The sequence below is a fragment of the Cloacibacterium caeni genome (assembly GCF_907163125.1).
Lineage (GTDB): Bacteria > Bacteroidota > Bacteroidia > Flavobacteriales > Weeksellaceae > Cloacibacterium > Cloacibacterium caeni_B.
In genome coordinates, this window is the sequence record NZ_OU015319.1 from 2,702,923 (window position 1) to 2,725,014 (window position 22,092).

General features: G+C 32.6%; 21 protein-coding genes. 11 read left to right on the forward strand and 10 right to left on the reverse strand.

Features of this window, described 5'->3' with window-relative positions:
• Positions 1-130: 130 nt before the first annotated feature.
• The 6 genes from metK to KKQ79_RS12605 all read left to right on the forward strand — a co-directional run bounded on the left by metK (position 131) and on the right by KKQ79_RS12605 (position 5,026).
• Entirely contained in the window at positions 131-1,408 is a 1,278-nt protein-coding gene (metK, locus tag KKQ79_RS12580) for a methionine adenosyltransferase (RefSeq protein WP_104792825.1), read from the forward strand.
• Between the two features lie 54 nt (positions 1,409-1,462).
• The gene (locus KKQ79_RS12585; protein ID WP_213190433.1) at positions 1,463-1,957 is read left to right on the forward strand and encodes a hypothetical protein; all 495 of its coding nucleotides are present in this window, start codon (positions 1,463-1,465) and stop codon (positions 1,955-1,957) included.
• A gap of 175 nt (positions 1,958-2,132) precedes the next feature.
• Complete coding sequence (locus tag KKQ79_RS12590; protein ID WP_213190434.1) at positions 2,133-2,723, forward strand: RNA polymerase sigma factor; 591 nt, start codon at positions 2,133-2,135, stop codon at positions 2,721-2,723.
• Positions 2,724-2,942: 219 nt separating this feature from the next.
• Complete coding sequence (locus KKQ79_RS12595; RefSeq protein WP_213190435.1) at positions 2,943-3,641, forward strand: YjjG family noncanonical pyrimidine nucleotidase; 699 nt, start codon at positions 2,943-2,945, stop codon at positions 3,639-3,641.
• Between the two features lie 84 nt (positions 3,642-3,725).
• Entirely contained in the window at positions 3,726-4,160 is a 435-nt protein-coding gene (locus tag KKQ79_RS12600) for a hypothetical protein (RefSeq protein ID WP_213188994.1), read from the forward strand.
• Between the two features lie 14 nt (positions 4,161-4,174).
• On the forward strand, positions 4,175-5,026 hold the full coding sequence (locus tag KKQ79_RS12605) for an IS3 family transposase (protein WP_213188993.1): 852 nt from the start codon (positions 4,175-4,177) through the stop codon (positions 5,024-5,026).
• Positions 5,027-5,103: 77 nt separating this feature from the next.
• Here the strand turns inward: KKQ79_RS12605 and trpS are convergent, their stop codons facing one another.
• The 10 genes from trpS to KKQ79_RS12655 form a co-directional block, all read right to left on the reverse strand.
• Positions 5,104-6,072: a tryptophan--tRNA ligase gene (trpS, locus tag KKQ79_RS12610; RefSeq protein WP_213190436.1), complete on the reverse strand. Its 969-nt coding sequence runs from the start codon at positions 6,070-6,072 to the stop codon at positions 5,104-5,106.
• Between the two features lie 24 nt (positions 6,073-6,096).
• Entirely contained in the window at positions 6,097-6,927 is an 831-nt protein-coding gene (locus tag KKQ79_RS12615; protein WP_213190437.1) for a hypothetical protein, read from the reverse strand.
• Between the two features lie 64 nt (positions 6,928-6,991).
• On the reverse strand, positions 6,992-7,633 hold the full coding sequence (locus KKQ79_RS12620; protein ID WP_213190438.1) for a SanA/YdcF family protein: 642 nt from the start codon (positions 7,631-7,633) through the stop codon (positions 6,992-6,994).
• Between the two features lie 3 nt (positions 7,634-7,636).
• The gene (locus KKQ79_RS12625; protein WP_069800243.1) at positions 7,637-8,260 is read right to left on the reverse strand and encodes a lipoprotein signal peptidase; all 624 of its coding nucleotides are present in this window, start codon (positions 8,258-8,260) and stop codon (positions 7,637-7,639) included.
• On the reverse strand, positions 8,260-8,460 hold the full coding sequence (locus tag KKQ79_RS12630; protein ID WP_213190439.1) for a DUF2683 family protein: 201 nt from the start codon (positions 8,458-8,460) through the stop codon (positions 8,260-8,262). Before KKQ79_RS12630 ends, KKQ79_RS12625 begins: the two co-directional genes overlap by 1 nt.
• 54 nt (positions 8,461-8,514) lie before the next feature.
• Complete coding sequence (locus tag KKQ79_RS12635; RefSeq protein ID WP_213190440.1) at positions 8,515-8,757, reverse strand: DUF6576 domain-containing protein; 243 nt, start codon at positions 8,755-8,757, stop codon at positions 8,515-8,517.
• Between the two features lie 96 nt (positions 8,758-8,853).
• Positions 8,854-9,234 carry a TraR/DksA family transcriptional regulator gene (locus KKQ79_RS12640; protein WP_213190441.1) on the reverse strand — a complete coding sequence of 127 codons (381 nt, stop codon included), beginning with the start codon at positions 9,232-9,234 and terminating at the stop codon, positions 8,854-8,856.
• A gap of 5 nt (positions 9,235-9,239) precedes the next feature.
• On the reverse strand, positions 9,240-12,647 hold the full coding sequence (gene ileS, locus KKQ79_RS12645; RefSeq protein WP_213190442.1) for an isoleucine--tRNA ligase: 3,408 nt from the start codon (positions 12,645-12,647) through the stop codon (positions 9,240-9,242).
• A 100-nt stretch (positions 12,648-12,747) separates the two neighbouring features.
• Complete coding sequence (locus KKQ79_RS12650) at positions 12,748-13,233, reverse strand: DUF2062 domain-containing protein (RefSeq protein ID WP_213190443.1); 486 nt, start codon at positions 13,231-13,233, stop codon at positions 12,748-12,750.
• Between the two features lie 74 nt (positions 13,234-13,307).
• Complete coding sequence (locus tag KKQ79_RS12655) at positions 13,308-13,706, reverse strand: DUF4395 domain-containing protein (protein WP_213190444.1); 399 nt, start codon at positions 13,704-13,706, stop codon at positions 13,308-13,310.
• A gap of 373 nt (positions 13,707-14,079) precedes the next feature.
• Between KKQ79_RS12655 and topA the strand changes: the two genes are divergently transcribed.
• From topA to KKQ79_RS12680, 5 genes are all read left to right on the forward strand, one after another.
• Positions 14,080-16,620 carry a type I DNA topoisomerase gene (gene topA / locus KKQ79_RS12660; RefSeq protein WP_213190445.1) on the forward strand — a complete coding sequence of 847 codons (2,541 nt, stop codon included), beginning with the start codon at positions 14,080-14,082 and terminating at the stop codon, positions 16,618-16,620.
• Between the two features lie 209 nt (positions 16,621-16,829).
• Positions 16,830-17,900 (forward strand): formimidoylglutamase, encoded by a 1,071-nt coding sequence (locus KKQ79_RS12665; protein ID WP_213190446.1) that lies wholly within the window; start codon positions 16,830-16,832, stop codon positions 17,898-17,900.
• Positions 17,901-18,118: 218 nt separating this feature from the next.
• Positions 18,119-18,787: a type IX secretion system protein PorG gene (gene porG, locus KKQ79_RS12670; RefSeq protein ID WP_213190447.1), complete on the forward strand. Its 669-nt coding sequence runs from the start codon at positions 18,119-18,121 to the stop codon at positions 18,785-18,787.
• Positions 18,788-18,797: 10 nt separating this feature from the next.
• On the forward strand, positions 18,798-19,544 hold the full coding sequence (uppS, locus tag KKQ79_RS12675; protein WP_213190744.1) for an undecaprenyl pyrophosphate synthase: 747 nt from the start codon (positions 18,798-18,800) through the stop codon (positions 19,542-19,544).
• A gap of 23 nt (positions 19,545-19,567) precedes the next feature.
• The gene (locus tag KKQ79_RS12680) at positions 19,568-22,087 is read left to right on the forward strand and encodes a BamA/OMP85 family outer membrane protein (protein ID WP_213190448.1); all 2,520 of its coding nucleotides are present in this window, start codon (positions 19,568-19,570) and stop codon (positions 22,085-22,087) included.
• Positions 22,088-22,092: the final 5 nt, after the last annotated feature.

The window sequence follows — 22,092 nt, forward strand, 5'->3', positions numbered from 1 at the left end:
ATTTTAGAGGAAAAATTTGGACTGATTGCAACCTCAATAAAAAATGCTAAAACAGATTTCTTCTTTTTAGTTCTCATAAGGTTTGCCTTCCAATTTTTTCTGTTTTAATCCTTAAAAAGAAAATAATAATATGCCTTATTTATTTACATCTGAATCTGTTTCAGAAGGACATCCAGACAAAGTAGCAGACCAAATTTCTGATGCGCTTATCGATAATTTTTTAGCTTATGATAGAAATTCTAAGGTCGCTTGTGAAACCTTAGTCACTACAGGACAAGTTGTACTAGCAGGAGAAGTAAAATCAGAAGCTTATCTAGATGTACAGACCATCGCCAGAGAAGTCATCAATGGAATAGGTTATACCAAAGGTGAATATATGTTTAATGGTGATTCTTGTGGCGTAATTTCTGCTATTCATGAGCAATCTTCAGATATTAATCAAGGAGTTGATAGAAAATCTGGAGAATCTTTTGAAGAAAAAGCAAATGCTCAAGGAGCAGGAGACCAAGGAATGATGTTCGGTTATGCAACCAATGAAACCGAAAATTATATGCCACTTGCATTAGATTTAGCGCATTCTATTTTAAGAGAACTTTCAGCAATCAGAAGAGAAGGAACAGAGATTAAATATCTTCGTCCAGACGCGAAGTCTCAAGTAACAATTGAATATTCAGATGATCATAAACCACAAAGAATAGACGCTATTGTAGTTTCTACGCAACATGATGATTTTGCAGAAGATGAAGAAATGCTTGCAAAAATTAGAAAAGACATCATCGAAATTCTAATGCCTAGAGTAATCGCTCAGCAAAAGCCAGAAATCCAAGCATTGTTTAATGACCAAATTAAATATCACATCAATCCAACTGGAAAATTTGTAATTGGTGGACCTCACGGTGATACTGGTTTAACTGGTAGAAAAATTATCGTAGATACATACGGCGGAAAAGGAGCTCACGGTGGTGGTGCTTTTTCTGGAAAAGATCCATCAAAAGTAGACAGAAGTGCTGCTTATGCAACAAGACACATTGCTAAAAACTTAGTTGCTGCAGGAGTTGCAGATGAAGTTTTGGTGCAAGTTTCTTACGCAATTGGTGTAGCAGAACCTTGTGGATTATTTATCAATACTTACGGAACTTCTAAAGTAGGAATCAATGATGGTGAATTAGCGAAAAAAGTGCAAGAATTATTTGATTTAAGACCTTACGCAATTGAGCAAAACTTGAAATTGAGAAATCCAATCTATCAAGAAACCGCAGCTTACGGACACATGGGAAGAGATTACTACGTAGGAAGCAAGACTTTCAATAAAGGTCAAAAAAATGAAATTACACTCGATAATCTAGAATTCTTTACTTGGGAAAAGCTAGACAGAGTAGAAGATATTAAGAAAGCCTTCAACTTATAATCAAGAAACCGTTCAGAAATGAACGGTTTTCTTATTTTTACAAAAATTTTCAGTATGAAAGCTCTTAAACATATATTTTTCTTCAGTATTTTCTTCATTGGATTTCGTGCGCAATCGCAGGTTACGATTCATCCGATGGTTTTTGCAGGTTACGAATATCAAAACTCAAACTTTGGAGAAGTTGGAGCAAGATTCATTTTTCTAAAGAACGATAATGTTCTTTACCGAGTTTCAGGTTCTGCTTTGATGGGAAAAGTAAACGGTGAATTTGCGATTTTGCCTAAGTTTCAAGGAGATATTTTATTGAACTTCGAAAAAAACGTAGATATACAGCATTCTTATTATTTTCTTGCAGGTACAGAAATTACGCCTCAATTTGTTGCACCAAAAGCAGGAATCTCCCTTTTCGGAATTATAGATTTTACTGGTGGTTACGCATTTAAGCTAGGAAATAGCCAGTTGAATGATAGAGTAATGGAAGGACTTAATTTAAATTTCACGGTTAATATTCCGTTAGTTGTTTTCAGTAAATCAAAGAAAAATAAATAATCAAATAACGATTTTTTTGAAAAATTATTTTGAATATTTAACATTTTTTATAAATTTGTCATACAAAACGTAAATCGAATCGCCTATTGAGCAAACTTTACTTCATTTAATAAACTGTAAAAACCAGAAATAGCTAGCTTTTGTTAGTCTGTTTCTTAATAATGAAGTTAAAGTTATGGAAACACATACTGATAGTTTGCTGATTTCGAGATATCAAAAAGGCGACGAAAGCGCACTTTCTATTCTTATTTCAAGACACCAAAAAGAACTTTTCTCTTTTATTTTCTATAAATTGATGGATGAAGAACTCGCTAATGATGTTTTTCAAGATACCTTCATGAAAATCATTGTTTCCCTAAAAGAAGGAAGATATAATGATGATGGTAAATTTATTCTTTGGGCAAAAAGAATTGCGCACAATCTTATTATAGACCATTATCGACTTAAATCTAAGCACATAAAAGTTTCTGAAACAACTTATGAAAACGAAGAGTTTTCTATTTTTGATTTGCTTAAAGAAACTGAGGAAAACATAGAAGAAAGATTAATTACGAATCAAATTTATGATGACCTGATGAAAATGCTCGTTTTCTTACCCGAAAACCAACAGGAAGTCATTAAATTAAGATTTTTTGATGGATTAAGTTTCAAAGAAATTGCAGAGCAAACCAACACAAGTATCAATACTACACTAGGTAGAGTGCGTTATGCACTGATTAACATGAGAAAAATTATGGAAGAAAATCAAATAATTTTAACGAGGTAATACAATAAAGGCCAAATAGTTCCGTTCTTGTAAAAACGAATTTTTTAGCCTATGAAAAATAATTACTCTCTTAAAAATCCTGTTTTGAATCCTAAGAAATCAACAGTAAATTTTTTATTAAATTTTTCTAAAAGTATAGCTGTTTTAACTTCAAATGAAAAGAAATTTATCATTTCTAAAAATTAAATAAACCGCTTATTTTACTTAAATTTGTGCCCTATGAAAAACATAAGGCACATTTTTTTTGACCTCGATAATACACTTTGGGATCACCGCAAAAATGCAGTTCTTACCTTAGAAGAATTGTTCTCAAGAAAAGAAATTTCCGAAAAATACAACATCCTTTTTCATGAATTTCATGCTAAATATGATGAAATTAATGAAGATTTATGGGTGAAAATTAGAGACGGAATAATAGATAAGGATTTCTTAAGAAAACATAGATTTTATGATACTTTTCTACATTTCGGGATAGATGATGAACAGTTAGCGCAATATTTTGAGAAGCATTTCTTAGACGAAATCATCAATTTCAATGAATTGATTCCGCAAACTATTGAAGTTTTAGAATATTTAAAAGAGAAAGGGTATCAACTTCACGTAGTTTCTAACGGTTTCCATGAAGTGACGAACAGAAAAGTAGAAAAATCTGGACTTAAAAAATATTTCGAAACGGTAACGAGTGCAGAAGATGCTCATGCCATGAAACCAGATGAAAGAATTTTCGAATATTCCTTGAATTTAGCCAATGCTGAAAAATCTGAGTCAATATTTATTGGTGATGACTGGGTGGCAGATGTAAAAGGTGCTCAGAATTTTGGTTTAGATATTATTTTCTTTGATGCACTGAAAGAAGATAAATCTGAAGAAGGTCTGAAAACCATTCAAAATTTGGAAGAAATTAAAAACTATTTATAAAATAAAAACCTTTCAGATTTCTGAAAGGTTTTATATTATAATTCTGTCTAGTCCTGAAATAGCGATACACAAAAAAACATCGTTATGCAAGAACAACAAGAAATGCTTTATTTAAAGCGAACACAGAAAGATTACAGTTTAAGTTTAAAACTTCAAATCGTGAAAGATATCGAAGAAGGAAAACTAGGAATTACCGCTTGCAAGAAAAAGTACGGTATCCAATCACGCTCTACAGTAGTGAGTTGGTTAAGAAAATATGGTAACTTTGATTGGGAAAACCAAACACCAACCAATATGTCTAAAACACCAGAACAACGCATCATGGAGTTAGAAGCTGAAGTAAAACTGCTTCAAAAACAGAAAGCATTTTTAGAAAAACAGGCTTATGTTGCAGATAAAAAGGCCATCATTTTTGATATGATGATAAACCTTGCAGAAAAAGAGTATCAAATTGATATCAGAAAAAACTTACCACCCGAACAATCAATGACTTCCGCAGAGAAGAAAAAGAAACCCTAATTTTTACCTGTGGATTGTTTGGTTGGAATAGACAAGTCTATTATAGAAGTACAAAGCGTAGTAAAGCCTGTAGGAATAAAGCAGAACAAGTGGTGGATTTAGTGGAAGATATCCGAATAAAGATGCCAAAACTTGGCGGAAGGAAACTGTATTTTTTATTAAGCGAACCTTTAAAAGAGCTAAAAATTGGAAGGGATAAATTTTTTAATATTTTACGGGCCAACCATTTATTAATAATACCCAAAAGGAGTTACCACGTTACCACGAACTCCCATCATCGCTTTAGAAAGCATAAAAATTTAGTGTCAGATTATCAAGTTACAAAACCCAACCAAGTTTGGGTAGCAGATATTACCTACATTGGAAATAGAAAAAACCCAAGTTATTTAAGTTTAATAACTGATGCGTATTCCAAGAAAATTGTGGGGCATCATGTTGCCGAAAACTTAACAACAGAAGGAAGTCTATTGGCATTAAATAAAGCGATAAAAAATCAGGAACCTGTTCTAAAATCAATAATTCATCACTCAGACAGAGGATTACAATACTGTAGTGATGAATATCAAAGAATCTTAGAAAAAAACAATATTAAATGTAGCATGACTCAAAACTCTGACCCTTATGAAAATGCGGTGGCAGAGAGAATAAATGGAATTTTAAAACAAGAATTTGATATTGATAAATTTGATGTTGAAACAAAAATCAAAAGAAAAATAGTAGACGAATCAATTAAAATTTATAATGAATTAAGGCCTCATTTTTCTAATCATTATCTTACTCCGAACCAAATGCACAAACAAGAAAAATTAAAAATCAAAACCTATAAAAACAAAAACCAAAGCAAAAACGTTTTTACTTTGGTTTAATTATTTATTTTTGTCCTATAATCTGTATCGGTTTTTTAGGACTAGTCATTCATAATTCATAACTCATACTTAAAGAATCACATTCCCAAACTCGCTCTCACTCTTTTTAAAGTTTCTGCGGCAATCTTTCTGGTTTTTTCTGCACCTTCTTGCAATTTAGCGTCCAGTTCAGAAAGATTGTTCATGTAATATTCGAATTTTTCTCTTTCAGTTTTGAAATTTTCAAGAATTAAATTGAGTAATTCTGTTTTAGCATGACCATAACCGTAATTTCCTGCCAAATATTTAGCACGCATTTCTGCGATTTGCGTTTCATTTGCGAGTAAAGAATAAATGGCAAAAACTTTACAAGTATCAGGATTTTTCGGTTCTTCTAGCGGGGTAGAGTCCGTTTCGATAGCCATCACTTGTTTTTTTAATTGCTTTTCTGGAAGGAAAATATTGATGATATTTCCTCTAGATTTAGACATTTTATGACCATCAATTCCTGGAACGTATTTCGTATTTTCTTGTAATTCAGCTTGTGGAAGTACGAAAATTTCTCCCATTTGATTGTTGAATCTCGCACCTACATCTCTCGCCATTTCCAAATGCTGTAACTGGTCTTTTCCTACAGGGACGATTTCTGCATCATACAATAAAATGTCTGCCGCCATCAACATAGGATAGGTGAAAAGTCCTGCGTTTACATCTTCTAAACGGTCTGCTTTATCTTTGAAAGAATGCGCCAGTTGTAATCTAGAAAAAGGAAAGAAGCAAGATAAATACCAAGAAAGTTCACAAACTTCAGGAATATCACTTTGTCTGTAGAAATAAGTTTTTTCGGTATCTAAACCGCAAGCTAACCAAGCTGCTGCGATTTCGTAGGTGTTTTGTCTCAGTTCTTCTGCATTTTTAATTTGTGTTAAAGAGTGCATGTTTGCGATAAACAAAAACGATTCGTTTTCAGATTTTTTAGATAATTCTATGGCAGGAATGATGGCTCCCAAAAGATTTCCTAAATGTGGAGTTCCTGTTGCTTGTATTCCGGTGAGGATTCTTGACATTTTGATTAATATATGTTTTTTTTGTTATAATTCTAATATTACTTGACCATTTTTATCATAATTATAAGACCATTCACTTATATTTTCTGATGTAAGCATTGTGTCTTCATTGTAGGTTTTAGTTACAATTTTACGACAGTTATTTTTTGATAATCCTTGGTAAAAGTATTCATTAAAAATTAAGAGCCTTTTAAAAGGATTCTTTGCATTATCATAGTTGCTAAATATTTTCTCTGTACTATTTTTTGTAGGAATACCATTTTTAAGAGTAGTTTTTATTGAACTAACAAGGTTGCCATTATTATAATTGAAAATTTCTTTATAGCTCAAGATAAAATCTGTGGGATCATTTGGGTCATAAGGATAATTTGGAAGCTTTGTTTCAATTTCAATTAATTGCCCTTCTTTATTGTACTTATAATAATAGTATTCGTCAAAAACAGGGCTTGATTTAAATAATTTATTTGATTCTATAACTCTTCCAATATTGTCAGTTTTGTATTCTTTTACATCTGGAGATACATATATATTTGTATCATCACTTTTTTTAGTTACAATAATTTTATTAGGAAGATAATTTATATCTGTAATAACTGCATTTGAAAAAATACCTAAAGCTCCAGATGAAGTAGGAGCAGAAACTTGCCCTCCTTTTCTTTTTATTACTCTTCCTTGATTGTCATAAATAAAATAGTAATTGAAGTCAGAATTTGGCATAATAAAATCATACCTTAAATAAGGCAATAATATGCCGATTTTTTCTGGTTTTAAGTCCTCTTCAATTGTGATAGATTCATTATCTCTAGAACAAGATATATATGATAATAAAATAAAAAAATATAAATAAAACTTCATGATTTATTAATTTTATACAAAAATATAAAAAATTCCTTGGAGTTTTTTGAAGTTTTAGTTTAATTTATTTCATAACTACTTTCTCCCCACCAAATTTAGGTTCAATCCCTAATGTAAAATCTACAAAAACTTTAACCCTAGCAAAGTATTCTCTTATTTTGGTTTTGAAACCGAAGTATTTATTAACATCTTTTGCATTAAAACCATAGGCTTCAATTCCGTATTTTCTAGCAAGAAAGATTGCTCTTTCGTTGTGGAATTTCTGTGAAATGATGATGAAAGAATTTTGTCCGAAAATTTCTTTAGCTCTCACTACAGAATCTAAAGTTCTAAAACCTGCGAAATCCAGCACGATTTTATCAGCTGGGATTCCTCTTTTTATCAATTCAGCTTGCATATCTTCTGGTTCGCTGTAATTTTTTGTAGAATTATCTCCGCTAATCAAAATATATTGTATTTTCCCTGATTTATAGAGCTGTTCGGTGGCATCTATTCTGTTGAAAAAATAGAGATTTTTCCATCCATTTTTTAAAAATTTGCCAGTTCCTAGCAGTAAGCCCACTTTTTCGTTGGGTAGTTTTTGAATATCATAAGTAACTAAATCCTTGGTTTCAGATTCTATTTTATAATTTGCCCAAAAGATAAAAAGGACTGAGATTCCGAAGAAAATCAGACCAAAATATATTATTTTTTTTAATGTTTTCATTCTTTACAATTCAAATCCATTAGGAAAAGCTTTCCTCTTGAAAATAAGTAAGAAAATGGCACCAATGGTGATTGCGGAATCGGCTACATTAAAAATGTAACTGAAAAATTCAAAATGCTTTCCAAAAAGATTGAATGAGAACATAGGAAAATGAAACATGTCTACTACACAACCTTTCATGAAATGTGAATAGCCTTTCCCGAATTCTGTAAATTGAGAAATCCCGTCATAACCAATCCATCTATCAATCGTTGAGTCATAAACCATTCCAGAATCGAAAATTAATCCGTAGAACATTCCGTCAATCAAGTTTCCGATGGCTCCAGCAAAAATCATAGACATCGGGATTAGTAAATAATTAGAAGCGCCTTCTTTGAGCCATTTTCTAAAAAGATAAATCATTCCTCCAATTAAGAAAATTCTGATGATGACAAGTGCATATTTGCCGAGTAAACCACCGAATTGTAAACCATAAGCCATTCCGGGATTTTCTACGAAAGTGAATCTCCACCAATCTTGCCCGAAAACTTCTATGCTTTCATTGAGATTAAAATGAGTTTTTACGTAAATTTTAGACAGTTGGTCGATTAATAAAACGATAAAAGTAACAAGTACGATTTTTTTCATTATAATCCTGGTTTTGGTTTTTCTTTAAAATTTTTAGTGGCTTTTACCGCTTTTTTAGCTGAAATTTTCTTTTCTACAAAAGGGTTTGTTTTATTATTTCTGGTGTGAAATTTTTCATATTTAATTCCCATTTCCTTCATTACACTTTTCAGTGCATTGAGTTCCATTTGGTTTTTTAGGTGAACGATAAGTGATTCCATTTTTTGGTTTATTTAAAAGCATTAAAACTTTACAATTTGATAACGCTTATTGATTTATTTTTTAGATAATTCTTCTAATCTTTTTCGGTCTTTTTCGCTTAAATCTGAAATTCCGTTTTCTCCTATTTTGCTTAAGAGTTGGTCAATTTCTTTTTCTCTTTCGCGTTTAGCAGCGTTATATTTATCGTCTATGGTGTAGTTTTTAGTTTTGTCAGGATTTATTTTTTCTTTGATGTCTTTTCTAAAGAAAAAGATAAAAATGACTGCAATGGCAAGGATTAGAAATAAAAGTTCCATAGTTGATGGTATAAAAATATAAAATGCACAAAGTACAATGAATCTTTTTCAAAACACATTATACATTGCACATTATACGTTGTACAAAGTACAAATTTATCTTTGCATATTTTTCGCTTCAATGCTTAATGTAGCATGAGGAACCGCCATTAATCTTTCTTTTGGGATTAATTTGCCAGTCACTCTACAAACGCCGTAAGTTTTGTTTTCAATTCTTATTAGGGCGTGTTTTAGGTCACGAATGAATTTTTCTTGTCTTCCAGCCAAAATAGAATTTTGCTCTTTGCTTAGCGTTTCTGCTCCTTCTTCGAAAGCTTTGAAGGTAGGAGAAGTGTCATCTGTACCATTATTTTGGTCATTGATGAAACTTTCGTTAATAAGGGCTAAATCTTTTTCAGCCTTTGCTATTTTGTCTTGTATGATTTTCTTAAATTCTTGTAAATCAGCGTCACTATATCTTACTCTTTCTTCTGCCATCTTTGTTATATTTTTTCAATATTAACATTAAATTTAACTTCGTCAATTTCGATTTCTTCAAAATTTGCGAGTGAAATTACAAATTCTATTTTATCTGACAATACTTCTGTACAAATATATTGTTCATTGTTAGTAAGTTCTTTTCTAAACGGACAGTTTTCTTCTAATCTGATTGAAATTCTGTCTGTTAGGTCGAAATCTTTGTCTTTTCTTAAATTCTGAACTCTATTGATGAATTCTCTTGCAATTCCTTCAGATTTTAATTCATTTGTAATGGTTAAATCAAGCGCTACCGTTGTTTTTCCTTCGCTAGCAACCGTCCAACCTGGGATGTCTTTCGTAGAAATTTCTACATCTTCCAAACCGATTTCATAACCTGCAATGGTCATTTTTCCTTCTTTTTCAATGGTGGAAATTTGCTCCGAAGTCATATTAGTAATTTCACCAGCGACCGTTTTCATGTCTTTTCCTAGTCTTTGACCTAAAGATTTGAAATTCGGCTTAATTTGTTTTACAATTAAATGACTTGCTTCTTCTGCATTAATTAATTGTAATTCTTTTACATTCACTTCTTGTTTGATGAGTTCCGAAACTGCTAAAATTTGCTCTTCCGTTTTCTTGTCTAGAACAGGAATCATTACTTTTTGAAGTGGTTGACGAACCTTCACGTTTTCTTTCTTTCTCAAAGAGAAAACCATAGATGTGATGGTTTGTGCCAAATGTGTTTTTTCTACCAAATTTTGGTCGATTAAGCTTTCATCAACTTTCGGAAAATCTGTTAAGTGAACAGATTCTGCTGCGTCTTTTCCAGTAACCGCGTTCAAATCTTGGTACAATTGGTCCATAAAGAAAGGAGCAATTGGCGCCGAAATTTTCGCGACAGTTTCTAAACAAGTATATAAAGTTTGGTAAGCAGAAATTTTGTCTTCAGAATAATCTCCTTTCCAGAAACGTCTTCTGCACAATCTTACATACCAGTTACTTAAATTGTCATTCACGAAATTATTAATCGCTCTTGCCACTTTCGTAGGTTCGTAATCTTCGTAGAATTCTGTAACATCTTTTACCAATAAATTGAGTTCAGATAAAATCCAACGGTCAATTTCTGGGCGATTTTCAACTTCTTTTTCAGAATAATTGAATCCATCAACATTCGCGTACAAACTGAAGAAAGAATAAGTGTTATAAAGCGTTCCGAAGAATTTTCTACGAACTTCATCAATTCCTTCTAAGTCAAATTTTAAATTTTCCCAAGGATTGGCGTTAGAAATCATGTACCAACGCGTCGCATCAGGTCCATATTTTTGTAAAGTTTCAAAAGGGTCGATTGCATTTCCGAGACGTTTAGACATTTTTTGTCCGTTTTTGTCAAGGACTAAACCGTTGGAAACCACATTTTTATAAGCAATAGAATCGAAAACCGTAGTTCCAATTGCGTGAAGTGTGTAGAACCAACCTCTAGTTTGGTCTACTCCTTCTGCAATAAAATCTGCCGGAAAAGCTTTTCCGCTGTCAATCATTTCCTTATTTTCGAAAGGATAATGCAATTGTGCATAAGGCATAGAACCAGAATCAAACCAAACATCTATCAAATCAGATTCACGTTTCATTGGTTTTCCAGTTTCTGAAACCAAAGTGATGGCGTCAACTATATTTTTGTGTAAATCTATTTTTGCATAATTTTCAGCAGACATATTTCCTACTTCAAAATCTTTGAAAGGATTTTCGGTCATAAAACCTGCATCTATAGATTTTTGAATTTCATTCACCAATTCTTCTACAGAACCAATAACTTTTTGCTCTTTCAAATCTTCGCTTCTCCAGATTGGCAAAGGAATTCCCCAATATCTTGAACGAGAAAGATTCCAATCGTTTACATTTTCTAACCAGTTGGCAAATCTTCCTTCACCTGTAGATTTTGGTTTCCAATTAATGGTTTCATTGAGTTCTACCAAACGATTTCTCACGGAAGTCATTTTTACAAACCAAGAATCCAAAGGATAATACAGCACTGGTTTATCAGTTCTCCAACAATGCGGATAACTGTGAACATATTTCTCTACTTTGAAGGCCTTATTTTCGGTTTTTAACAAAATTGCGAGTTCTACATCCCAAGATTTTTCGGGAGCAGTTCCTTCGTCGTAATATTCGTTTTTAATATATTTTCCGCTGAAAATTTCAGGAACGTTTTCGCCTTTTAAAAATCTTCCGGTTAAATCTACCAACGGAACAAGATTATCATTTTCATCTTTTACCAACATTGGCGGAATTCCGTTTTCTTGGGCAACTCTGTTGTCATCTGCACCGAAAGTTGGCGCAATGTGTACAATTCCCGTTCCGTCTTCCGTAGTTACAAAATCTCCGATGATTACACGGAATGCTTGATCTGGATTTTCTGCTGGTAAAAACCAAGGAATCAATTGTTCATAAGTAGTTCCTGCTAAATCTTCCCCTGTAAATTCTGCTAAAATTTGGTAAGGAATGGTTTTACTTTCAGAAGTGTAATTGGCGAAGTCTTCATCTGTTCCTTCTACAAATTTTTTCCCGAATTGTTTTTCCAATAACGGACGAGCCAAAATGATATTAATCGGCTCAAAAGTATATTGATTGAAGGTTTTTACCAAAACATATTCTATGTCTCTACCAACTGCAAGAGCTGTGTTAGAAGGCAAAGTCCAAGGGGTAGTTGTCCAAGCAAGAATACTTAGATTCGAGATTTGAGATTCGAGATTTGAGATTTTTTCTGAAGCTTTTTCAGAAAGATTTTTTACAGAAAACTGAGCAACAACCGTAGTGTCAGAAACATCTCTGTACGTTCCTGGTTGATTCAATTCGTGAGAAGAAAGTCCAGTTCCCGCTTTTGGAGAATATGGCTGAATAGTGTAACCTTTGTACAATAAATCTTTGTTGTACAATTGTTTGAGTAACCACCAAACTGTTTCCATATATTTTGGTTCGTAGGTAATGTAAGGATTGTCTAAATCTACCCAATAACCAATTTTTTCGGTAAGGTCGTTCCAAACGTCTGTATAACGCATTACAGCATTTCTACACGCTTGGTTATATTCTTCAACGGTAATTTTTTTACCGATGTCTTCTTTGGTAATTCCGAGTTCTTTTTCTACACCTAGTTCTACAGGTAAACCATGCGTGTCCCAACCAGCTTTACGGAAAACTTGCTTTCCGTTTTGCGTTTGATAACGGCAAAAAATATCCTTTAATGCTCTCGCCATTACGTGGTGAATTCCCGGCATTCCGTTTGCAGAAGGCGGTCCTTCGTAAAAAACGTATTCAGGTTTTCCCTCGCGTGTTTCTACGGATTTTTTAAAGGTTTGATTGGTTTTCCAAAAATTGGCAACGTTTTCTGCTACAGCATTTAGGTTAAGTTGCTTGTATTCTGTGAACTTCTTCATTATATCTCGGTTTCTACTGTTAAAATTTAAGTGTGCGAATATAATGAATTTTCGTGGATTTTTTATTAATTTTTGGTTAAAAATATTGGTTTTAAGTGAGTTAAGACGTACTTTCTTTTCGGAAAAGATTCAATAAATAGAAAAATGTAAAACCAAAACTAATCGCTAACAAAGTGGCGAAAATAAAACTTCCCACGACGTATTGTAACAAGTTGTGTTTTACCATTTCTAAATTCAATTCTTGATGAGAAAAATCGGTTTTTCCTTCCACGAAAAACGAACCGAAAAACATAGAAATCCCTATAATAAAAGGTGCTAAAGGAGCAATGCTAACTTGAGAGAAAACGAAGGATAAAAATTTATTCAGTTTAAAAACTGTTGCCAATGAAAGCGCTAAAACAGTATGAAATCCCCAAAAAGGAGAAATTCCAATAAAAATTCCTAAGGCGATAGAAAGTGCTTTACTTTTGTTGTCTCCATCACTTTCTAAGATATTTTCTTTGAAAAGTCTTTTAATACCTTTCCTGCGAAAATATCGATAGAATACTTTCTGACTTTTAATGGAATTTTGAATGAAGTTTTTCAATAAAATAAGATTTGGATCCTACAAAAATAGTAGAATTTAGTGCAGTTGTACCTTTTGAAAATGTTAAATAAATGCTATTTATTTTTGATGTGATAATAAGCATTGTACACATAACACCCTACACAGAAATTGAAAAACGCTTCCAGACCTGCGCAAATCAGCAAAATTCCGCTTACAATAAGACTGTTGATTTCGAGAAGATTAAAAACCAATAATGTAAATGAAAAAATAAATCCGACTTGTGCAGCAAATTGTTTTGGTGGAAAATAAATGGGTTTTTGTTCTAAATTAAAAATCGAAACTATTTTCTCAGCTAAAAATCCTAAAACACTCCATTTTCCGTATCCAGAACCTCTCAAAGCAAAATCTATTAATAGAAAAAGAGGAATCCAAACGGAATGAGTTGTGATGTATAAAATGGTTAAGATAAATACTAAAAATGCGGTTATTCTGATTTTGTTTTCTGTGGGCATAAATAAAAAATTTTTAAAAAATTAAATAAAAAAAGTCCTCATTTCGAGGACTCAGTGATATATGATAACATGTGTGTTTTTTAAAAAATATATAACCTAATCTGTCCTCTTTTGGTTTTTAAAAGGACAACAGCAATTCATTTTTTTGAATTTTTGTAAAAGTAGATGTTGAGGTTTCCATATTTTAGTATTGCAAAAACAAATCATTGTCAGAATTTCATCAAATTAAATGCCAAGAAAAACCAACTTCTTATTATAGAAAAAATGAATGAAACGAAGATAAAATACTTTATTTGAAGAAAAGATAAACGTAAGAAAATTGCTAAAAACGATTGTTTAAAAAAAAGTTTCTACTTTTGCAAAAATTTTGTGCATGTCAAAAAATCTAGTCATCGTAGAGTCACCAGCAAAAGCGAAGACCATTCAGAAGTATCTTGGAAAGGATTTCGAAGTGAAATCTAGCTTCGGTCATATCCGAGATTTACCCAAAAAAGGAATGGGAATAGACCTTAAAACCTTCACGCCAGATTACGAAGTTTCTGCGGATAAAAAGAAATTGGTAACTGAACTGAAAGCAGCGGTGAAAAAAGCGGAAATCGTTTGGTTGGCTTCCGATGAAGACCGTGAAGGAGAAGCTATTGCTTGGCATTTAGCACAAGAATTAAAACTCAAAGAAGAAAATACTAAGCGTATTGTTTTCCACGAAATTACCAAAAACGCAATCCTAAAAGCGATTGAAAATCCTAGAAAAATTGACCAGAATCTCGTAAATGCTCAACAAGCAAGAAGAGTTTTAGACAGAATTGTAGGTTTTGAAATGTCGCCAGTACTTTGGAAAAAAGTGAAAACAGGACTTTCGGCAGGTAGAGTACAATCTGTTGCAGTAAGATTGGTAGTAGAAAGAGAACAAGAAATTAGAAATTTCAAACCGACTTCTACTTATAAAGTGGAAGGAACTTTCTTAAATGCCGAAAAGCAAGAAATTGCTGCAAAACTGAAAAAAGATTTTGCTCAAGAAAAAGAAGCGGAAGCATTTTTAGAAAAATCTCAAAATACTGAATTCAAAGTTTTAAATGTAGAGAAAAAGCCAGGAACACGTTCTGCTTCTGCACCTTTTACTACTTCTACATTGCAGCAGGAAGCGTCTAATAGATTAGGGTATAATGTAACTTCTACCATGAGAATTGCACAGCGTCTCTACGAAGAAGGGTACATTACTTATATGAGAACAGACTCCGTAAATCTATCTCAAGATGCGATTAGTGCTGCTAAAGATTTCATAGAAAAAGAATTTGGGGCAGAATATTCTTCGCCAAGAAATTACACTACGAAATCTGCATCTGCTCAAGAAGCGCACGAAGCAATTCGTCCGACTGATTTTGGGGTGAAAACCATTGGTGATGCACAACTCAATAAATTATATCAACTCATTTATAAGAGAACTCTAGCTTCTCAGATGGCAAATGCAAAAATTGAAAAAACCGTAATTGAAATCGGGAATTCTGCTTTGCCAAGTCATTTCGAAGCGCAAGGTGAAGTAATTGTTTTCGATGGTTTCCTAAAAGTGTATGGAATTTCGAAAACTGAAGAAGATGATGAGGAAAACAACGAAAAACTATTGCCAAAAGTAAATGTAGGCGAAGTTTTAAGCTATAAAAAAATTACAGCTACCGAAAAATTTACTAAACCAGCAGCAAGATATACGGAAGCTGCTTTGGTAAGAAAATTAGAAGAATTGGGAATTGGTAGACCTTCTACTTATGCACCAACGATTCAGACGATTCAGAATAGAGGATATGTAGATAAAAGAGAAATTCTTCCACAGGAAAGAGAAATTGTAAAACTTTCTCTAGGAAAATCTGGACTGAAAAAAGAAGTTTTGACGGAGAAATTCGGTGGAGATAAAAATAAATTCGTTCCTACAGATATTGGCGAAGTGGTGAATGAATTCTTAATCAATAATTTCAATGAAATTTTAGATTATGGTTTTACTGCAAAAGTAGAACAAGATTTTGATGATATTGCCAATGGTTCAGAAAAATGGAAAGAAACACTGAAACATTTCTATGATAATTTCCACCCGAAAATTGAAGATGTAGAAGAACATGCAGACAGAGCTACTGGCGAAAGATTATTAGGTGTAGATTCTAAATCTGGCAAAAATGTTTACGCTAGAATGGGAAGATATGGTGCGATGATTCAAATTGGGGAAAATGATGATGAAGAGAAACCAACTTACGCTTCACTTTTGCCAACGCAGAATATCAATACTATCAGTTTTGAAGAAGCGCTAGAATTATTTAAAATTCCTTTTGATTTAAATGAATTCCAAGGAAAACCAGTTTCTGTTGGCGTAGGAAGATTCGGGCCTTATGTAAAATGGGGAGATGCTTTTATTTCTATTGGAAGAGGAACAGATCCTTTTTCGGTAACTCAAGAGGTTGCAGAAAATTTTATCAAAGAAAAAATAGAAGCAGATGCGCCAATTGCCACTTATAAAGGTGAACCTGTGACGAAAGGAACAGGAAGATTTGGACCATTTGTAAAATACAAAGATTTATATGTAAATGTTCCTAAGAAATATGATTTTGACAATCTTTCTCAAGGAGATATTGAAGAACTTATTTCTGCCAAATTAGAGAAAGAAGCGAATCGTTATATTCAGCAATGGGAAAAAGAAAAAATTTCTATTGAAAACGGAAGATGGGGACCTTTCATCAAATTTGGCAAAGGAATGTTCAAAATTCCTAAAAAAGAAGACGGAAGCAAGTATGAAGCAGAAGAATTGCAAACTGTTTCTTTGGATGAAGTAAAAAAATGGATTACTGATCAGGATAAAACAGCTTTTGCTGAAAAGAAAAAACCTGCGGCAAAGAAAACAGTTGCTAAAAAACCTGCAACGAAGAAGAAATAATTTTCAAAAGATTATAAAATCAATAGGAGCGGACTTTAGTCCGCTTTTTTTGTGGAGAAACTATTTGGCTTTAGCCAAAACTTAAAATTACTTCCCGCAGATTTAAAATTGAAAAAAAAGTATAAGTTTTTCTTTTAGCAGAACTTATTTTGTAAGTTTGTAGTAAAGGTTTTTAAAAGAACCGAATCAGAAAACAGTAAACTCAAAAAATGAACATAGAAGACATTATCATCTCACCAAAAAAAATAGAAACTCAACCGTGGCAATTAGGAAGTGTGATTACGAATGAAATTCCAGAAAATGGGATTTTGTTGGTTTTTTGTAGCGATTATAGAGGCGGAAAAGGAAATGCGGTTGCCAAAAATTTTGATACGGTAAGAGAAGAATTTTACAAACTTTCGAAATTTGATTTTGAAATCTCGATTTGTGATTTGGGAGACCTTATTTCCGGGAAATCTCTTGAAGATACGCACTATATTTTGCAGGAAATTCTTTCTTCGTGTTTGTATAAAAATACGGTTCCGATTGTGGTAGGTGGCGGAAATGATTTGTCTATTGCAATGATTCATGCGCTTAATTTTCATCAAAAAAACATCAGATACACTCAGATTAATAATAAAATTGACCTTTCCAATGAAGGCGATGAAATTTCTGAACAAAACTTTTTACAGAAAATTTTCAATTCTAAATTATTGAGTCTTAAAGATTATCATCATCTTGGTTATCAGAAGCATTTGAACGAAATCGATGCGGTGAAACTCATGAAAAGTGTAGAGTTTGATGTGATAAGATTGGCCGAAATGATGGGAAATACCGACCGAATAGAGCCTTTTTTCCGAAGAGCTGATTTGGTTACGCTGAATTGTGATGCGGTGGAAAGTTTTGCAGAACCTTTTTCGGTAAATCCTCAAATTAATGGCTTGAACAGAAGGGAAATTTGTGCGGTGATGAAAGAAATTGGTTTAGGCGAAAACCTTAAAATGGCGGGAATTTTCAACTTTAATGCAGATGCAGAAAATATCTTGAATCATCAATTGTTGGCACAAATGCTTTGGTATTTGTTGGAAGGAATAGATATTCAAAAAACGCATCCGAAAGAACGTCATTACGATACTTTTTGGGTGTTGATAGATGATCAGGAATTTGCTTTCAAAAGAGACAGTTTCACGGGATTGTGGTATTTCGGAAGTGATGAAAATATTCAAAAATGTGTTCCTTGTTCACAGTATGAGTATGATTTGGCAAAGAATGGAGTTTTGAGTGAGAGATTGATGAAATAGTTTTTTTGAAAGAATAAAAAAAACTGTATTGTTAAACAGAGTTTTCAAGAGGATAAACAATATTTAAAACGTATTTCGGTTTAAATAAAAAATATTTAAATAAAATTTATACTTTAAGTGGTGATATTTAACTAAACATTAAGATAATTCTTAATGTAAAAATATGTTATATTTGCAGATTATAATACCGCTGAAGTTGTACAATAGCAAACAGCACCATGAAGAGAAAAACATTAGTAATCATTATTCTATTCTTTTTTAGTTTTTTAGCGTATGCTCAAAGACATGAGATAGGTATACAGTTAGGAACAAGTAATCTCACTGGAGATATTGGCAAGACCAAATATATTAATCCATTACCAGATGGAAATAGCTTTACAAAGGATAAACTTCCTTTTTATGGTGCTATTATGTATAGAATGAATTTTAACCCTTATCAATCTGTAAGATTTAGATTAGCCTATAATCGTATTTCTTTTGATGATAGATATGCTCAAGAATTATACAGATTAAGTAGAAGAGCTAAAGGTTCTAATTCTGTTTATGAAGCTTCAGCCATTTTTGATTATAATTTTTTTCCTGTTAATGAAGAACAAAAAAGTATGATTAGCCCTTATATTTTCGGAGGGATATCAGGTTTGGTTTTTAATACAAGATTAGATGGTAATAAATTCGCTTTTGCAATTCCTTTTGGTCTTGGTTTTAAATATAAGTTTGATTATAATTGGTCGCTTTTTACAGAACTCATGTTCCGAGCTACTAATACAGATACACTAGATTACAGTGATGAATTCAATTTAGGAAATCTTAATTCTAAAGACTGGATGAATTCTCTTTCTCTGGGGCTTTCTTATTCTTTCGGAAGGCCACCATGTTATTGTCAATAAGTAAATAATGATGCAGGATATATTAGAAAAAATAGATAAAGATAGTCTTCCAAAACATGTCGCAATAATCATGGATGGAAATGGAAGATGGGCGAAATCTAGAGGAGAAGAAAGAACCTTTGGCCATAAAAGTGGCGTTACTTCTGTAAGAAATGCAATTTCTGCATGTGATAAGGTAGGAATAGAGTATCTTACGCTATACACTTTTTCTACTGAAAATTGGAATCGCCCTTCTGATGAAGTAAACACTTTAATGAGTTTGCTTTCTGAAACTTTACTAGAAGAAGCCGAAGAACTTTTCTCTAAAGGAATTAGATTACATGTAATTGGAGAAATAGAAAAACTGCCTTACTTGGTAAAAGAACAATTGCTCAATGTAGTAGATCTTACTAAAAATAATACTAAAAGTAATTTGGTTTTAGCATTAAGCTATGGCTCACAAAGAGAAATTCTAAACGCAGTAAAAGAAATTGCCCAAGAAGTAAAAGAAGGAAAAATTTCTACAGAAGATATAGACGAAACACTATTTGAAAATCATCTTTATACTAAAGATTTACCTCCAGTAGATTTATTAATCAGAACCAGCGGAGAAGTGAGAATCAGTAATTTCTTACTTTGGCAAATTGCTTACGCAGAATTACAATTTTTAGATATATTTTGGCCAGATTTTCAAGAAGAACATCTTTACCAATGTATCATAAACTATCAAAACAAAGAAAGAAGGTTTGGTAAAACCAGTGAACAAATCACTAATTAATTTTTTATAGAATATTATAACCAATGAGATATATTTTAATCCCAATTTTTTTATTTTTTGCGTCTGTAGACCTTTCGGCGCAGGTAACTCCTAACCAAGAAACTGCCGCTACTCAAAATCAGCCTTCTTCTTATATCTTAAAAGACATTGTAGTAGATGGTGTGAAAAAATACACTCCTGCTCAAATTTTGAGATTTACAGGACTTAGCAAAGGAGAAGTAGTAGATATTCCTGGACAAAAAATCAGCAGCGCTGTTAAAAAACTTTGGGAAACTGAATCATTCTCAGAAGTAGAAGTTTATGTAGAAGATGTAGAAGGACAAAGCGTAGTTCTTAAATTCTACTTACAAGACCTTATGGAATTAGGTGAAGTGAAATTCGTAGGAAAAGGTGTAGGAAAATCTAAAAATGAAAAACTCATTAAAGATAATAACCTAAAACCTGGAACTAAAATTACCAATGACTTAATTTCGTCACTTAAAAATAAAATTCCTCAAGAATATGTGAAGAAAGGTTTCGCTGATGCTAAAATCACCATTCAAGATAAAATTAATGCAAATGACCCTAACCTTGTAGACTGGACGATAGAAGTAGCTAAAGGAAAAAAAGTTAAAATTGCAAAAATAGAATTCGAAGGAAATGACCAAGTTTCTGATGCGAAACTTAGAAAAAAAGGTTTCAAAGAAACAAAACAGAAAAGATTTGGTATCAAAGGAATTCTAAAACCATCAAAATTCATTAAAGATAAATACGAAGAAGACAAGATAAATCTTATCAGTTATTATAACTCTTTAGGATTCAGAGATGCTAGAATTGTTTCTGACTCTGTTTGGAGAAATGATAAAGGATTTAATATCAATGTAAAACTAAACGAAGGAAAGAAATATTACATCGGTGATGTCAATTTCATTGGAAATACTTCTTATTCTACAGAAGTTTTGCAAAAATTATTAGGCTACAGAAAAGGAGAAATCTATGACGCAGTAGGTTTTAACAAAAAAGTAGGAGAAGATGGCGGTAAAGAAGATGATACAGATATCAAATCACTCTATTTAAATAATGGATATTTATTCTCTACTGTTGTTCCCGTAGAAAAAGCAGTAAGAGGAGATTCTATCGATATAGAAATTAGAATTAAAGAAGGCGAAAAAGCAACTTGGAATAGAGTAACTTGGTCTGGTAACACTACTACTCATGACCACGTAATTCTACGTTCACTAAGAACAAAACCAGGGAATTTATTCTCTAAATTAGATATCAAAAGAACTTATTTTGATTTAGCAGGGATGCAATTCTTTGACCCACAACAAATTGGTCAAGATATCCAACCAAATCAACAAGATAATACCGTAGATGTTCATTGGACTTTAGTAGAAAAAGGTTCATCACAGGTTCAGTTACAAGCTGGTTACGGTGGTAACTCATTTATCGGAACTTTAGGGTTAACTTTCAATAATTTTTCATTAAGAAATTTCTTGAAACTTAAAGATTTCAAACCAGTTCCACAAGGAGACGGACAGATGCTTTCTGTACAAGCGCAAGCGGGTCAGTATTTCAAAAACTACAGTTTGTCATTTACAGAACCTTGGTTATTTGGGAACAGACCTACAGCGCTATCAGTAAGTCTTAACCAATCTATGGTTAATTATAAAGATTATACTGGAGCTAGTCAGAAATTAAATATCTTCTCTGCAAGTGCAGGTTTGAATAGACTTTTAAATTGGCCGGATAACTATTTTTCTCTATATACAGGGATTTCATTCCAGAGTTATAATTTCAAGAATTATCCATTCCAGTTTGGTTCTACTACTGTGAGTAATGGTAATGCTAATAACTTTAGTTTCAATGTTGGTCTAAGTAGAAATTCTGCAGGGTATGACCCAATTTTCCCAACTACAGGTTCTAATATTGAAGCTACAATTAAATTTACGCCACCTTATTCATTGTTCCAAAATAAAGATTATACATCTATGACTCCACAAGAGAAATACAGATGGATGGAATTCTATAAAATTAAGTTTAAAGCAGATGCTTATAACGAAGTAATTGGCAAGTTAGTTCTAAGAAGTACCGCAGAAATGGGATTCTTAGACGGATATAATAAAGATTTAGGAGCTCCACCTTTCGAAAGATTCTATGTAGGAGGTACAGGTTTATTTGGTGGTAGATTTGATGGTAGAGAATTGGTTCCGTTAAGAGGTTACGAAAATGCTTCTACAGAAGGTGGTTCGGCTACAGATATTACAACAATTGGTGGTGGAACAATCTACAGCAGATATGCAGCAGAATTAAGATATCCTATTTCTATGAATCAAACTGCAAAGATTTTTGCATTAACTTTTGCTGAAGCAGGAAACACTTGGAACAATTATTCTTCATTTAATCCGTTTCAGTTAAAAAGATCAGTAGGAGTGGGGATTAGAGTTTACATGGGTGCATTTGGTTTAATAGGATTTGATTTCGCTTATGGATTTGATAAAACTATTGGTGGCTCAGAACCTTCAGGATGGCAGACTCACTTCTTGATGAACCAGTCATTATAACACAC

What these genes read in the sequence shown, in the direction of transcription:
- KKQ79_RS12625 (WP_069800243.1), bottom strand. Translation starts at nt 8,260, where the DNA reads ATGAAAAAAATCGTACTTGTTACTTTTATCGTTTTATTAATCGACCAA.
- KKQ79_RS12615 (WP_213190437.1), bottom strand. Translation starts at nt 6,927, where the DNA reads ATGAAGTTTTATTTATATTTTTTTATTTTATTATCATATATATCTTGT.
- metK (WP_104792825.1), top strand. Translation starts at nt 131, where the DNA reads ATGCCTTATTTATTTACATCTGAATCTGTTTCAGAAGGACATCCAGAC.
- KKQ79_RS12600 (WP_213188994.1), top strand. Translation starts at nt 3,726, where the DNA reads ATGCAAGAACAACAAGAAATGCTTTATTTAAAGCGAACACAGAAAGAT.
- KKQ79_RS12620 (WP_213190438.1), bottom strand. Translation starts at nt 7,633, where the DNA reads ATGAAAACATTAAAAAAAATAATATATTTTGGTCTGATTTTCTTCGGA.
- KKQ79_RS12595 (WP_213190435.1), top strand. Translation starts at nt 2,943, where the DNA reads ATGAAAAACATAAGGCACATTTTTTTTGACCTCGATAATACACTTTGG.
- KKQ79_RS12585 (WP_213190433.1), top strand. Translation starts at nt 1,463, where the DNA reads ATGAAAGCTCTTAAACATATATTTTTCTTCAGTATTTTCTTCATTGGA.
- uppS (WP_213190744.1), top strand. Translation starts at nt 18,798, where the DNA reads ATGCAGGATATATTAGAAAAAATAGATAAAGATAGTCTTCCAAAACAT.
- KKQ79_RS12635 (WP_213190440.1), bottom strand. Translation starts at nt 8,757, where the DNA reads ATGGAACTTTTATTTCTAATCCTTGCCATTGCAGTCATTTTTATCTTT.
- topA (WP_213190445.1), top strand. Translation starts at nt 14,080, where the DNA reads ATGTCAAAAAATCTAGTCATCGTAGAGTCACCAGCAAAAGCGAAGACC.
- KKQ79_RS12680 (WP_213190448.1), top strand. Translation starts at nt 19,568, where the DNA reads ATGAGATATATTTTAATCCCAATTTTTTTATTTTTTGCGTCTGTAGAC.
- KKQ79_RS12630 (WP_213190439.1), bottom strand. Translation starts at nt 8,460, where the DNA reads ATGGAATCACTTATCGTTCACCTAAAAAACCAAATGGAACTCAATGCA.
- trpS (WP_213190436.1), bottom strand. Translation starts at nt 6,072, where the DNA reads ATGTCAAGAATCCTCACCGGAATACAAGCAACAGGAACTCCACATTTA.
- porG (WP_213190447.1), top strand. Translation starts at nt 18,119, where the DNA reads ATGAAGAGAAAAACATTAGTAATCATTATTCTATTCTTTTTTAGTTTT.
- KKQ79_RS12590 (WP_213190434.1), top strand. Translation starts at nt 2,133, where the DNA reads ATGGAAACACATACTGATAGTTTGCTGATTTCGAGATATCAAAAAGGC.
- ileS (WP_213190442.1), bottom strand. Translation starts at nt 12,647, where the DNA reads ATGAAGAAGTTCACAGAATACAAGCAACTTAACCTAAATGCTGTAGCA.
- KKQ79_RS12655 (WP_213190444.1), bottom strand. Translation starts at nt 13,706, where the DNA reads ATGCCCACAGAAAACAAAATCAGAATAACCGCATTTTTAGTATTTATC.
- KKQ79_RS12640 (WP_213190441.1), bottom strand. Translation starts at nt 9,234, where the DNA reads ATGGCAGAAGAAAGAGTAAGATATAGTGACGCTGATTTACAAGAATTT.
- KKQ79_RS12665 (WP_213190446.1), top strand. Translation starts at nt 16,830, where the DNA reads ATGAACATAGAAGACATTATCATCTCACCAAAAAAAATAGAAACTCAA.